This is a genomic window from Pseudomonas sp. FP2254 (genome assembly GCF_030687695.1).
GTDB classification, from domain to species: Bacteria; Pseudomonadota; Gammaproteobacteria; order Pseudomonadales; family Pseudomonadaceae; genus Aquipseudomonas; species Aquipseudomonas quebecensis.
This window is the reverse complement of record NZ_CP117444.1, coordinates 1861604-1875420: the sequence shown is the minus strand read 5'-3', so window position 1 is coordinate 1875420 and position 13817 is coordinate 1861604. Positions and strand designations below refer to the sequence as shown.

The 13817-nt window shown below is 61.6% G+C and carries 12 protein-coding genes; 5 read left to right on the top strand and 7 right to left on the bottom strand.

The features are described from left to right. The first annotated feature begins 100 nt into the window (after nt 1-100). A complete protein-coding gene (locus tag PSH94_RS08695) occupies nt 101-2410 on the top strand; it encodes an ATP-binding protein (RefSeq protein WP_305437135.1) in 2310 nt (769 codons plus the stop codon). Here PSH94_RS08695 and PSH94_RS08690 read toward each other — a convergent pair. The 3 genes from PSH94_RS08690 to msrB all read right to left on the bottom strand — a co-directional run bounded on the left by PSH94_RS08690 (nt 2364) and on the right by msrB (nt 3862). Next, nucleotides 2364-2855, bottom strand: coding sequence for a MarR family winged helix-turn-helix transcriptional regulator (locus tag PSH94_RS08690; RefSeq protein WP_305437133.1), 492 nt, complete (start codon nt 2853-2855; stop codon nt 2364-2366). The two genes, PSH94_RS08695 and PSH94_RS08690, sit on opposite strands and share 47 nt — an antisense overlap. After that, nucleotides 2852-3337 carry a glutathione peroxidase gene (locus PSH94_RS08685; RefSeq protein ID WP_285428967.1) on the bottom strand — a complete coding sequence of 162 codons (486 nt, stop codon included), beginning with the start codon at nt 3335-3337 and terminating at the stop codon, nt 2852-2854. Before PSH94_RS08685 ends, PSH94_RS08690 begins: the two co-directional genes overlap by 4 nt. 132 nt (nt 3338-3469) lie before the next feature. Next, nucleotides 3470-3862, bottom strand: a complete 393-nt coding sequence (gene msrB / locus PSH94_RS08680; protein WP_181081578.1) for a peptide-methionine (R)-S-oxide reductase MsrB — start codon at nt 3860-3862, stop codon at nt 3470-3472. A gap of 202 nt (nt 3863-4064) precedes the next feature. On the opposite strand from msrB, the gene PSH94_RS08675 reads away from it, so the two are divergent. Next, nucleotides 4065-5276 (top strand): pyridoxal phosphate-dependent aminotransferase, encoded by a 1212-nt coding sequence (locus tag PSH94_RS08675; RefSeq protein ID WP_253511514.1) that lies wholly within the window; start codon nt 4065-4067, stop codon nt 5274-5276. A 304-nt stretch (nt 5277-5580) separates the two neighbouring features. Further along, the gene (gene htpX, locus PSH94_RS08670) at nt 5581-6468 is read left to right on the top strand and encodes a protease HtpX (RefSeq protein WP_181081576.1); all 888 of its coding nucleotides are present in this window, start codon (nt 5581-5583) and stop codon (nt 6466-6468) included. 58 nt (nt 6469-6526) lie between these two features. Here the strand turns inward: htpX and PSH94_RS08665 are convergent, their stop codons facing one another. Further along, entirely contained in the window at nt 6527-7183 is a 657-nt protein-coding gene (locus PSH94_RS08665; protein WP_305437131.1) for a thiopurine S-methyltransferase, read from the bottom strand. Nucleotides 7184-7286: 103 nt separating this feature from the next. On the opposite strand from PSH94_RS08665, the gene PSH94_RS08660 reads away from it, so the two are divergent. Further along, on the top strand, nt 7287-8054 hold the full coding sequence (locus PSH94_RS08660; RefSeq protein ID WP_305437130.1) for a class III extradiol ring-cleavage dioxygenase: 768 nt from the start codon (nt 7287-7289) through the stop codon (nt 8052-8054). 77 nt (nt 8055-8131) lie between these two features. Here the strand turns inward: PSH94_RS08660 and PSH94_RS08655 are convergent, their stop codons facing one another. Together PSH94_RS08655 and PSH94_RS08650 are read right to left on the bottom strand one after the other, a co-directional pair. After that, the gene (locus PSH94_RS08655) at nt 8132-9805 is read right to left on the bottom strand and encodes a DEAD/DEAH box helicase (protein WP_181081573.1); all 1674 of its coding nucleotides are present in this window, start codon (nt 9803-9805) and stop codon (nt 8132-8134) included. 449 nt (nt 9806-10254) lie between these two features. Then, nucleotides 10255-11010 (bottom strand): spermidine synthase, encoded by a 756-nt coding sequence (locus PSH94_RS08650; RefSeq protein ID WP_305437128.1) that lies wholly within the window; start codon nt 11008-11010, stop codon nt 10255-10257. Nucleotides 11011-11134: 124 nt separating this feature from the next. Between PSH94_RS08650 and PSH94_RS08645 the strand changes: the two genes are divergently transcribed. Then, nucleotides 11135-12481 carry a class II 3-deoxy-7-phosphoheptulonate synthase gene (locus PSH94_RS08645; protein WP_253511505.1) on the top strand — a complete coding sequence of 449 codons (1347 nt, stop codon included), beginning with the start codon at nt 11135-11137 and terminating at the stop codon, nt 12479-12481. A gap of 101 nt (nt 12482-12582) precedes the next feature. Here the strand turns inward: PSH94_RS08645 and PSH94_RS08640 are convergent, their stop codons facing one another. After that, nucleotides 12583-13812, bottom strand: a complete 1230-nt coding sequence (locus PSH94_RS08640; RefSeq protein ID WP_305437126.1) for a winged helix-turn-helix domain-containing protein — start codon at nt 13810-13812, stop codon at nt 12583-12585. Between the last annotated feature and the right edge of the window lie 5 nt (nt 13813-13817).

Here is a 13817-nt window from a genome sequence, read left to right as displayed (position 1 = left end):
AAGGCTGCGTATAAAACGATTCATGCCGGGCAGGCCAGAGCCTGTGGATGTTCAGCTATGCTTGCCGGGCGAAGGGAAACGTGAAGTGGTTCAACACTCGATGGATATCAAGTTCGCCAACCGCTTGTCTTATAAACAAGCCCGATTGACTGTGCTGGTCGGTTTCGTCTTGGGAACCTTGCTCAGTCTGATCCAAATCGGCATTGATTATGCCAGTGAAGACGCATCCATCAACCGTGAAATACGTTCGCTGATCGAAATCAGCCATAACCCGGCCTCACGCATTGCCTACAACATTGACGCCGAGCTGGCGCAGGAATTGACCCTGGGCCTGCTGCACTCCCCCGCCATCATCCGTGCGCAGTTGATCGACAACAATGGCCTGGTGCTGGCGGACGTCGGCCGGCCACGCAGCGAAAGCACGTACCGCACCGTGAGCGACCTGCTGTTTGGCGCCAACCGCCAGTTTGAAGACCGCCTGTACTTAAGCCACATGCCCAACGATGCCCTGGGGGTGCTGCGCCTGGACGTGGACACCTACGCCTTCGGCAGCCGTTTCCTGCGACGGGCCGAGATCACCCTGCTCAACGGCTTTGTACGCAGCCTGCTGCTGACCGGGATCCTGCTGGGCCTGTTCTACGTGATGCTGACCCAGCCGTTGGTTCGGATCATTCGCGAGTTGAGCGAGCGCAGACATACCCGCGTGGACTGCCCGCCCGGGCACGAAAACGACGAGATCGGCGTTCTGGTCAGCGTGGCCAACCAGCAATTTGAAACCATGCAGACCGAGATCCAGCAGCGCCGCCACGCCGAAGACCGCCTGACGGAATATCTGGGTCAGTTGGAAGACATCGTTTCCGCCCGCACCCTTGAGCTCAAAGCCAGTAACCAGCGCTTGAGCCAGTCCAACGACGAGTTGGAGGCGGCCAAGATGAATGCACTGGGCATGGCCCAGGCCCGTGCGGCCTTCCTGGCGAACATGAGCCATGAAATCCGTACCCCGCTCAACGGTCTGCTGGGGATGATCGCGCTGTCCCTGGACAGCTCCCTGAACGCCGAGCAGCGCCAGCAGCTCTCCATCGCCCATGACTCGGGCAAAGTGCTGGTGGAGTTGCTCAACGATATCCTCGACCTGTCCAAGTTCGATGCCGGCCAGCTGGAATTGGAGCGCATCCCGTTCGACCTGGGCGCGCTGGTGGAGGACACCGCCAACCTGTTATCGCAGAACGCCGCGCCGAGCGTGGAACTGACCTGCCTGATCGACCCTCTGTTTCCGTCCCAAGTGCTGGGCGACCCGACGCGTGTGCGCCAAATCGTCAGCAACTTGCTGTCCAACGCCCTCAAGTTCACGCGCTTTGGTCGCGTGGATGTGCGGCTGAGCAGCTGCGACGCCAAGGTGCGCATCGAAGTCTGCGACACCGGTATCGGTATCGCACAGGAAGCGCAGGTAAAAATTTTCCAACCGTTCACCCAGGCCGGCGCCGGCATTACCCGTCAGTTCGGTGGCACGGGCCTGGGCCTGGCCCTCACGCGCAACCTGTGCGAAGCCATGCACGGCCGCTTGAGCATCAGTTCGGAAGTCGGCTTTGGCAGCCAATTCTGCGCCGAACTGCCTCTGCCGCCCCATTCGCCCGCCGTGCAGCCACCGCCATTGAGCGGCGAGGTCATCGCCATCACTAACGCCAGCAGTGGCCTGACAGAGTTACTGAACACCCTGTTGCCCCACTGGGGCCTGACCCCGCGCTGCTACCCTCAGGACCAGGATCTGACCGGGCAAACCCCCGACCTGCTGATCACCGACTGCCCGGAGTGCCTGTTCCGTCTGCGGCCGGGGATTACCGCGCCGATCCTGGTGGTGACGGCCTACGGCAATTTCATGCCCGGCGAAGAAGTGGCAGCCCTCGCCCCCCTGCAGCAACAGGCACGCCCGTTGAGCCGCAACGCGCTGTATCAGATCCTGCAACGTACTTTGCGCAGCGATGGCCAGTTGATCCTTGATCCGGTCCAACTGGAGTCCCCCCCGCTGGCCCACCGGGCGCGCATCCTGTTGGTGGAGGACAACCCGGTCAACCAATTGGTGGCCAAGGGCATGCTCAGCAAACTGGGATGCGAGGTGATCGTGGCCGCCCACGGGGGCGAAGCGCTTAAATGCCTGGAGCAGCAGACCTTCGACATGGTGTTGATGGACTGCAATATGCCGGTGATGAATGGCTACGAAGCCAGCCGACAGATTCGTAGCAGCGGGCGCTGGCCGGACCTGCCGATTGTTGCCCTGACGGCCAATGCCATGTCCGAAGAGCGTGAGCGTTGTCGGGCCGCCGGGATGAGCGACTACCTGGCAAAGCCGTTCCGTCGCGAAGAGCTCAACGCCCTGCTGGACCTATGGGTGCCGATGACGAACCCTCTCTGAGCTGCCCAAGCAATTGGTCCAGGCCATCGCACAGGGCATCCGCCTGGTTCAGGTCGATGCCGCTGTCACACAACAGGCGTGCTTTGAGGCGGTGCGTATGGTCGCGCAGCTCCATGCCGGCTTCGCTCAAACTCAGGTGCACTTCGCGCTCATCCCCGGCGCTGCGCCGACGCTGCACCCAGGCCCGTTGTTCAAGGCGCTTGAGCAAGGGCGTGAGCGTGCCGGAGTCGAGCATCAGGCGTTCGCCCAGGCTCTTGACCGTGGGCTGCGCCGGCGGGAGGGCGTGCCACTCCCACAACACCAGCATCACCAGGTACTGCGGGTAGGTGAGGCCCAATGAATCGAGCATCGGTTTATAGGCACGGGTCACCGCCCGCGAGGCGGCATACAGTTTGAAACACAGCTGGTTGTCCAGGGCCAGTGATACGGCCGGCATCTCGGTCATTTGAGCAAGGCTTCGATCTCCGGGGCCAGGTCCTGCGGCTTGGTCGTCGGGCCGAAGCGCTTGACGACCTGACCCTCGCGACCGATCAGGAACTTGGTGAAATTCCACTTGATGCCCTTGGAACCGAGCAGTCCCGGCGCCTGGTTTTTCAACTGCACGAATAACGGGTGGGCATCGCTACCGTTGACATCGATTTTTTTGAACAGCGGGAAGCTGACGCCGTAATTCAACTCGCAGAATTCGGAAATCGCGCCTTCATCGCCCGGCTCCTGCTTGCCGAACTGGTTGCAAGGGAAGCCCAGCACCACCAGCCCCTGGTCCTTGTACTGCTGCCACAGTTGCTCAAGCCCCTTGTACTGAGGCGTGAAGCCGCATTTGCTGGCGGTATTGACCACCAGCACGGCCTTGCCGGCGAAATCGGCCAAGGTCTTTTGCTCACCCTTGATAGTCGTGCAGGGGATGCTCAGCAGGTTGTCACTCATGGCAGTGCCTCGGATTATTAAAGTTGAAGGTTTTAAAGTAGCGAGCAATTCAATTGCACACAATTTAATTGAGCGCACTGATCATGTCCCATCAGGCCGGATCATGGGGCGCGAACAACGCGCCCGCTCACTTCAACGGGGCACCAGGTCCAGGCACACCGAGTTGATGCAATAACGCAAGCCTGTCGGCGGCGGGCCGTCCGGGAACACATGGCCCAGGTGCGCGTCGCACTTGGCGCAGGTGACTTCGGTGCGGATCATGCCGTGGCTGACGTCACGGATCTCGACCATCGCGCTGTCGGCGATCGGCTCATAGAAGCTGGGCCAGCCACAGCCGGAGTCAAACTTGGCCTTGGAATCGAACAGCGGTGCATTGCAGCAAATGCAGTGGTACACGCCGTCCGTTTTGGTGCCGTTGTACTTGCCGCTGAACGGTCGCTCGGTACCCTTGAGCCGGCATACGTTGTACTGCTCCGGATCCAGCATCGCTTTCCATTCTTCAACGGTTTTCTGCAACTTTTCCATCGGTACACCTCGGTAACTGAAAAACCCTGATCTGTGTCTTTTCCGTGGATCAGGCGGCACGTATGATTGCGCCTCTTCAAAACGCCAGTCTGGCACCCGCGCTACCGGCATTCAAACGTATTTCCGGGTGCGGACCTCGCAGCCTTCACAGTACGGTAGTGCCCGCGCCGTCTGGATCGTTCATTTTCAGGATCACATCGCCATGCAGGTCAGCAAATCGAACAAGCTCGCCAACGTCTGCTATGACATTCGCGGCCCAGTGCTCAAGCACGCCAAGCGCCTGGAAGAGGAAGGTCATCGCATCCTCAAGCTGAACATCGGCAACCCGGCGCCGTTTGGTTTCGAAGCGCCGGACGAAATCCTCCAGGACGTGATCCGCAACCTGCCCACCGCCCAAGGCTACAGCGACTCCAAGGGCCTGTTCAGCGCACGCAAGGCGGTGATGCAGTACTACCAGCAAAAGCAGGTGGAAGGCGTCGGCATCGAAGACATCTACCTGGGCAACGGTGTGTCCGAACTGATCGTGATGTCCATGCAGGCCCTGCTCAACAATGGCGACGAAGTACTGGTACCGGCGCCTGACTACCCGTTGTGGACCGCCGCAGTAACCCTGGCCGGCGGCAACCCGGTGCATTACCTGTGCGACGAAGGCGCCGATTGGTTTCCTGACCTGGCGGACATCAAGGCCAGGATCACGCCGAACACCAAGGCGCTGGTGATCATCAACCCGAACAACCCCACCGGCGCCGTGTATTCGAAGGAAGTGCTGCTGGGCATGCTCGAACTGGCGCGCCAGCACAACCTGGTGGTGTTCTCCGACGAAATCTACGACAAGATCCTGTACGACGACGCCGTGCATGTGTGCACCGCGTCCCTGGCGCCGGACCTGCTGTGCCTGACCTTCAACGGCCTGTCCAAGTCCTACCGCGTGGCGGGTTTCCGTTCCGGGTGGATTGCCATTTCCGGCCCCAAGCACAACGCCCAGAGCTATATCGAAGGCATCGACATGCTGGCCAATATGCGTCTGTGTGCCAACGTGCCAAGCCAGCATGCGATCCAGACCGCCCTGGGGGGCTACCAGAGCATCAACGACCTGGTGCTGCCGCAAGGCCGTCTGCTGGAGCAACGCAACCGTACCTGGGAGTTGCTCAACGACATTCCGGGCGTGAGCTGCGTCAAGCCGATGGGCGCGTTGTACGCCTTCCCTCGTATCGATCCAAAGGTCTGCCCGATCCTTAACGACGAGAAGTTCGTGCTCGACCTGTTGCTGTCGGAAAAGCTGCTGGTGGTGCAGGGCACGGCGTTCAACTGGCCGTGGCCGGATCACTTTCGCGTGGTGACCTTGCCGCGCGTGGATGACCTGGAAATGGCCATTGGTCGTATCGGCAGCTTCCTGAAGTCCTATCGCCAGTAACGAATATGCCGCCGTGCGACTTCCATTCAGTCGTACGGCGAGCATCTGGCAACACTTCTATATCGATTGCCCTGCTGCGCACTGCCCCAGCCTCGCGCTTGCCGCTATCCCCCTACAATTACAGGGCCGCAAGGCAAAAGAAGGCCGATATCGGGCGATGTTCCATGTGGGAAATTCCCTTCAAGGGTCTACATTCAGGCTGTAGGACACAGTTTGAAATAGTCGCTCGGTTGAATCACCCTATGCCGCACCTTATATACCCCGCAGTACGCAACATATTAAGCATGAGGAGAACTCTACAACCATGATGCGCATCCTGCTGTTCTTGGCCACTAACCTGGCGGTCGTACTGATTGCCAGCGTCACCCTGAGCCTTTTCGGCTTCAACGGGTTCATGGCGGCCAATGGGGTTGACCTGAACCTCAATCAGCTGCTGGTTTTCTGTGCGGTCTTTGGTTTTGCCGGCTCGCTGTTCTCGCTGTTCATCTCCAAATGGATGGCGAAGATGAGCACCAGCACCCAGATCATCACCCAGCCCCGCACCCGGCACGAGCAATGGTTGCTGCAGACCGTCGAGCAGTTGTCCCGCGAGGCGGGCATCAAGATGCCCGAAGTCGGGATTTTCCCGGCGTATGAAGCCAACGCCTTTGCGACCGGCTGGAACAAGAACGACGCGCTCGTGGCCGTCAGCCAGGGCATGCTCGAACGCTTCTCGTACGATGAAGTGAAGGCCGTGCTGGCGCATGAGATTGGCCACGTGGCCAACGGCGACATGGTCACCCTGGCGCTGGTACAGGGCGTGGTGAACACCTTCGTGATGTTCTTTGCGCGGATCATCGGCAACTTTGTCGACAAGGTGATCTTCAAAAACGAAGAGGGCCGCGGCATCGCCTACTTCGTGGCGACCATTTTCGCTGAAGTGGTGCTGGGCTTCCTGGCCAGCGCGATCGTGATGTGGTTCTCGCGCAAACGCGAGTTCCGCGCGGACGAAGCCGGTGCGCGCCTTGCCGGTACGGGGGCGATGATCGCGGCACTGCAACACCTGCGCTCCGAGCAGGGCCTGCCGGTGCATATGCCGGACAGCCTGACCGCCTTTGGTATCAATGGCGGCATCAAGCAGGGCCTGGCTCGCATGTTCATGAGCCACCCACCGTTGGAGGAGCGTATCGACGCACTGCGCCGTCGCGGCTGAGGTCAACGGGCGACACGTACAAGGGGCGATCTGATCGCCCCTTTTTTGCGGGCGCGGTTTATATCCTGGTCAGCCGGTAGGCACGTTCGTCCAGGCGCGTGACACCGTCCTGCACGAACTTCCAGCTCTCGTCGAGGATGTCGCGCTCTTCCAGCACATCCACCGTCCAATGCGAGCCCAGCAAAACCTGCACCTCGTCATGGGCCACGGCAAACGGCGGCCCGGCCTTGAGTGCCTGATCGTAATCCAGGGTGATCAACAGGCCCTCACAGCCAGGGCGCAGCACCTGGTTCAAGTGCTCGGTATAGCGCGCCCGCAGCAACGGCGGTAAAGCGATCAACGCGGCACGGTCGTACAGCGCTGTGCAATCGGCCAATGCCTCGGCGTCCAACGCAAAGAAATCCCCGCACCACACCTCGATCGAGCTGGCCCGATAAACCGTGAACGCACCGTGCCTTGCCATTCGCGGCTGCAGGCCCTGCTCACTGAAGAAGGCCTGCACGGCCTGCTCCGACAGCTCCACTCCGAGCACGCGATGCCCCAGGCTGGCCAGCCATATCAGGTCCACGCTTTTGCCGCACAGCGGCACCAACACCTGCGCACCGTGAGCCAGACCCAGTGAGGGCCAGTGCCGCTGCAAGTAAGGGTTGACCTCGGCCAGGTGAAAGCCGATCTGATTGCGCGCCCAACGGTCAAGCCAGAATTCAGGTTCCATTACTCCCCCCGAAAATTCGATCAAATGGAGCTAAAACTTATATTAGATTTAGATCAATGATCTGATTAAAGATGGGCCCATGTTAACGCTCAGGACCCCTTTTATGCTCCCCAGCCTGTTTATCTCCCACGGTTCGCCCATGCTGGCCCTGCAACCCGGCGCCTCCGGGCCGGCGCTGCGGCAATTGGCGGCGCACCTGCCAAGACCAACAGCGATTGTGGTGGTGTCGGCGCATTGGGAAAGCCAGGAGTTGCTGGTCAGTGGCAATGCAGCTCCCGAAACCTGGCACGATTTCGGCGGCTTCCCTCGCGAACTGTTCGCCGTGCAGTATCCCGCCCCCGGCGCCCCGGAGTTGGCCCACGCCATCGTCGACTTGCTCCAGGCCGACGGCCTGAGCGCGCGCATCGACAACCAGCGCCCGTTCGACCACGGTACCTGGGTGCCGCTGTCGCTGATGTACCCGGCGGCGGATATTCCGGTGGTGCAGGTGTCGTTGCCCAGTCGCATGGGCCCCGCCCTGCAAACCCGCGTGGGCCGTGCCCTTGCCGACCTGCGAAAACAGCACGTGCTGCTGATCGGCTCCGGCAGCATCACCCACAACCTGGGTGAGCTGGACTGGCACGCCGGGCCGGAAAGCATAGAGCCCTGGGCTGGCGCGTTCCGCGACTGGATCGTGGAAAAGCTCGTGGCAGATGACGAAGCCGCGCTGCACGATTATCGCCTGCGGGCACCGCACGCCGTACGCAACCATCCCAGCGACGAGCACCTGCTGCCCTTGTACTTCGCACGCGGGGCCGGCGGCGCGTTCAGTGTGGCCCACCAGGGCTTTACGATGGGCGCGCTGGGCATGGACATCTACCGCTTCGACTGAGCGCAAAACCCAGGCAAAAAAAATCCCCGAACCGGTCGGGGATTTTTTATGTGCGATCAATCAACCCAGGGGGCGGATCAATCTTCGCGGTAGCGACGCAGCTTCAGCTGCTTACCGGCAACGCGTGTGTCTTTGAGCTTGGTCAGCAGTTTTTCCAGACCGTCTTCCGGCAGCTCCACCAGGGAGAAGCTGTCGCGGACCTGGATACGACCGATGGCTTCACGTGCCAGACCACCCTCGTTGAGAATAGCGCCCAGCAGGTTCTTGGCAGCGATACCATCGCGCGCGCCCAGGGCGGTACGGCAACGGGCACGACCTTCAGCCAATGGAACCGGAGCGCGACGCTCACGATCACCACGGTCTGGACGGTCGCCGGAACGCTCTGGACGATCACCGCGTGGCGCGCTGTTCGGTACCAGTGGACGTTCTTTCTCGATGGCTGCCAGGGTCAGGGCCTGACCGTTGGTCGCTTTGCGCAGCAGCGCAGCGGCCAGGGCACGTGGAGTGCAACCGATATCGGCGGTCAGGCGATCCAGCAGGTCGCCGTGGGTCGATTCAGCGTCAGCCACCAGGGGGGCCAGGCTGTTGGTCAGTTTCTTGATGCGGGCATCGAGAACGGCCTGGGCATCCGGCAGGCGGACTTCGGCAACTTTCTGACCGGTGACGCGTTCGATCACCTGCAGCATGCGGCGCTCACGTGGCGTCACCAGCAGCAGTGCGCGACCTTCGCGACCGGCGCGGCCGGTACGGCCGATACGGTGAACGTAGGACTCGGGGTCGTAAGGCATGTCAACGTTGAACACGTGGGTGATACGTGGAACGTCGAGGCCACGGGCGGCAACGTCAGTCGCCACAACGATGTCCAGACGGCCATCCTTGAGGGAGTCGATCACGCGCTCACGCTGGTTCTGGGCAATGTCGCCGTTCAGCGCAGCGGCCTTGTAGCCTTTGGCTTCCAGGGCGCTGGCCAGGTCCAGGGTCGCTTGCTTGGTGCGCACGAACATGATCAGGGCATCGAAGTCTTCGACTTCCAGCAGGCTCAATACCGCCGAGGTCTTCTGGTCAGCGTGAACCAACAGGTGAGCCTGTTCGATCGCGGTCACGGTCTGAGTCTTGGTCTGGATCTTCACGTGCTCCGGATCGCGCAGGTGGCGTTCGGCAATGGCACGGATCGACTGTGGCAGGGTGGCCGAGAACAGTACGGTCTGACGGGTCGCCGGCAAGGACTTGAAGATGACTTCCAGGTCATCCATGAAGCCCAGCTTCAACATTTCGTCAGCTTCGTCGAGCACCAGGTGGTTTACGGTCGACAGGACTTTCTCGTCGCGACGCAGGTGGTCGCACAGACGGCCTGGAGTGGCGACAACAATCTGCGCGCCGTTGCGGATGGCCTTGAGCTGCGGGCCCATCGGCGCACCGCCGTAGACGGCCACGACAGTAACGCCCGGCATTTGCTTGGCGTAGGTTTCAAAAGCGGTTGCTACTTGCAGCGCCAACTCGCGGGTTGGCGCCAGGATCAGGGCTTGCGGTTCGCGCTTGGCAGGATCGATGCAGTGCAGGATAGGCAGGGCGAACGCGGCGGTTTTACCGGTACCGGTTTGCGCCTGGCCGATCATGTCCTTGCCGGCCATGATGATCGGGATCGATTGCTGCTGGATAGCCGAAGGTTCTTCGTAGCCGGTCGCTGCGACGGCTGCAAGAATGTTCGGGTTAAGATTAAAAGCGGCGAAGCCGCCGGTTTCCTGGGTCATGGGTCTGCCTCTGAGTGCATCCGCAAAGACCCATGCTCCAAAGCTGCGCATGCCGTGTTGAGACTCAAGAGTCGCCCTGGCTGCTTTGTCGGCGGGGATTTGCGAAAACGAATGAATGAAAAAGATTCGTCAAGGAAGAGTCCGCTGTGCGGACGTGCAGCCGAAGCTGACTTCGGGGAATTGCGCTACCTAAACGCGGCCTGCTTAAAGGCCGGCGCGCACTATACCGGAAATACCTGAAAAAGGGAGCTTTTTTTATCGCCGGGCGCCGATAAAGCGCGTTGCGCCAGAGCTTTTTCAACGCCAGGCCACGGGCTTGGTTTTTCAAAGGCCCGGCCCCGCTGGTCAAGGCGCTTAAACGGTTCACCTATCCTGCACGTTCGTTAGGTCCGAAACCTGCTCGCGCACCGCACCGTTAAGTCATCGGGCCTGTCGGCTTTAAGGCACGCTCAGGTGGCCGGGCGAATCGCCTTGATCAACGGCTGCAACGAGTAACCCAGTCGCGGCGCCAGCGCTTCGGCGCGGCCCGCGAGCGCCTGCATGTCCAACGTTTGATCCAGATCCGATGGCACCAACAGGATCACGTTGCCCTCCTTCACCGGCAATTCCCAGTAGTGGCGGTGGTACAAGCCGCGCAGCAACGCCGCGCCCAATGGCTTGCCATCGTCGGTGGCCCATTGGTTGATGACCAGCCAGCCGCCGGGGTTGAGCTTCTTCTGGCAGTTTTCCAGGAACGCCCAGGCCAAGTGCCCAACGCCGGGGCCGACATCCGTGTACAGGTCGACGAAAATCAGATCGGCCGTTTCCGCGCTTTCCAGCAACTGCAGGGCATCGCCGATGCGAATATACAGACGCGGATCGTCGTCCAGCCCCATGTACTCGATGGCCAGCCGTGGTACATCCGGGCGCAGTTCGATGGCCTCCACGTCTTCCAGCGGCAGGAACTTGAGGCACGCCTGGGTCAGCGTACCGGCACCCAGGCCGAGGAACAGCGCGCTCTCCGGCTGCTCGTGGCACAAAGCGCCAATCAGCATGGCGCGGGTGTAGTCGTATTCCAGCCAGCTTGGGTCGGCAGTGAACACACAGCTCTGCTCAATGGCATCGCCGAATTCGAGAAACCGGTAATCGGCCACTTCGAGCACACGGATCATGCCGAAGTCATCATGGACCTCGGCCAGCACGCGCTCGACACGCTCCTCTGTCATCACTGCTCCTAAAGGGTTTACCGTGAGGCAAAGGCGCGATTGTCGGCCAACCGGCGGCAGCAGGTCACGCACTAATTGCTGATAACATTGGCGCCCGACCGTCAATCAGCCAATCGAGTTCAAGATGAGCCAACCGTGGAGCCCCGAGAGCTGGCGCGCCCTGCCGATCCAGCAACAACCCCACTACCCGGACGCCGCGCACCTGTTGCAGGTGGAGCAGAGCCTGGCCAGCTACCCGCCGCTGGTGTTTGCCGGGGAAGCACGCGAGTTGCGCCGCCAGTTTGCCGAAGTGACCCAGGGCCGGGCTTTTCTGCTGCAGGGTGGCGACTGCGCCGAAAGTTTCGCCGAATTCTCCGCCGCAAAAATCCGCGACACCTTCAAGGTGCTGCTGCAGATGGCCATCGTGATGACCTTTGCCGCCGGGTGCCCGGTGGTGAAAGTCGGACGCATGGCCGGCCAATTCGCCAAGCCACGCTCCGCCAATGATGAAACCATCGACGGCATCACCCTGCCCGCCTACCGCGGCGACATCGTCAACGGCATCGGCTTCGACGAAAAAAGCCGCGTGCCCGATCCGGACCGCCTGCTGCAGTCCTACCACCAGTCCACCGCCACCCTCAACCTGCTGCGCGCGTTCGCACAGGGCGGCTTTGCCGATTTGCACCAGGTGCATAAATGGAACCTGGACTTCATTGCCAACTCGGCGCTGGCCGACAAGTACAGCCAACTGGCCGACCGCATCGACGAAACCCTGGCTTTCATGCGTGCCTGCGGCATGGACAGCTCGCCGCAACTGCGCGAAACCAGCTTCTTCACCGCCCACGAAGCGTTGCTGCTCAATTATGAACAGGCCTTCGTACGCCGGGACAGCCTGACCAACGACTATTACGACTGCTCGGCCCATATGCTGTGGATCGGCGACCGCACCCGCCAATTGGACGGCGCCCATGTCGAATTCCTGCGCGGGGTGAACAACCCGATCGGGGTCAAGGTCGGCCCAAGCATGGACCCGGACGATCTGATCCGCCTGATCGACATCCTCAACCCGGACAACGACCCCGGCCGCCTCAACCTCATCGCCCGCATGGGCGCCGGCAAGGTCGGCGACCACCTCCCCAACCTGATCCGCGCCGTGCAGCGCGAGGGCAAGCAGGTGCTGTGGAGTTCCGACCCGATGCACGGCAATACGATCAAGGCCAGCAGCGGCTACAAGACTCGGGATTTTGCGCAGATCCTGGCGGAGGTGAAAGCGTTCTTCCAGGTGCATCAGGCCGAGGGCACCTATGCCGGCGGGATCCATATCGAGATGACCGGGCAGAACGTCACCGAATGCATCGGCGGCGCCCGGCCGATCACCGAGGATGGCTTGTCAGACCGCTACCACACCCACTGCGACCCACGGATGAATGCCGATCAATCGCTGGAACTGGCGTTCCTGATTGCCGAGACGTTGAAGCAGGTCAAACGCTGAGACTGGGCCGACGCCCTCGTGGGCAAGCCCACTCCCACAGGGAATGCAGGGTTCGATGCAAAGCATTCCCTGTGTGAGCCGGGCTTGCCCGCGATAAGGCCCTAACGGCCAACATCCAAGCCGATCATCGCGCTGCGCAATCGATCGGCACTGGGCCTTTGGCAATTGAGCTGTATCTGCTGCAACCCCAGCCAGTCGGCCATCTGGCGCAAATTCACGGCCAACGCTTGCATCCCTTCCTCGTCCAGGCCCGGCTCTTCTTCATGCACCGCATGCACCGCCAGGCGCGAGTGGGCACGTTCGGCGCGCAGGTCAACCCGCGCGGCGATGCGTTCATTGTGCAGGAACGGCAGCACGTAATAGCCGTACACCCGCTTGTGTTGCGGGGTGTAGATCTCCAGCCGGTAGCGGAAATCAAATAGACGTTCAGTGCGGCTGCGCTCCCAGATCAGTGAATCGAACGGCGACAGCAAGGCACTGGCCAGCACTTTGCGCGGCACGGTTGGGGTTGGCAGGCAGTACGCCGGTTGCTTCCAGCCCTGCACCCGACAACTGAGCAACTGGCCCGCATCCACCAGCTCGGCGAGGCGAGTGCGGCTGTCGGCGGGATCCAGTCGAAAGTAATCACGCAGGTCTTTTTCGGTGCCCACGCCCAAGGCGGTGGCGCTGTGCAACAACAGCGCGCGCTGAGCCTCGGCTTCGCTTACGCGGATGCGCAGGATATCGCTGGGGATGACCCGCTCCGGCAAATCGTACAGACGCTCGAAGCCACGTCGACCGGCCACAGTGACCAGGCCTGCCGCGAACAGCCATTCCAGCGCGTGCTTCTCGTCACTCCAGTCCCACCACGGCCCGGCGCGCTCTGCTCGGGTCGACAGGCTGCCCGCGCCAAGCGCTCCCTGTTGCTCCACGGTCTTCAGCACGCGCTGGATCACCGCCTGTTGTTCACGACCGAAACGCGCCATCTGCGCATAAATGCCCTGCCCCTGCTGCGCGCGCGCCATGCGCCAGCGCATCAATGGGTACAGCGCCATCGGCAGCAACGAGGCCTCATGCCCCCAGTACTCGAACAACGAACGCCGCCGCCCCTGACTCCAGGCCGCTTGTTCGAGAATCGACGGGGAATAGCTGCCCAGGCGCGAAAACAGCGGCAGGTAATGGGCACGCACCAACGCGTTGACCGAGTCGATCTGCAGTACCCCCAGACGCTCGATCAAGCGGTTTACATGAGCGGCCTTGATCAGCGCCGGCGGCTGCCGCCCGGCGAAGCCTTGGGCCGCCAACACCAGGCGGCGCGCTTGCTTGAGTGAAAAACACGGGTCGGCGGGCATGTCAG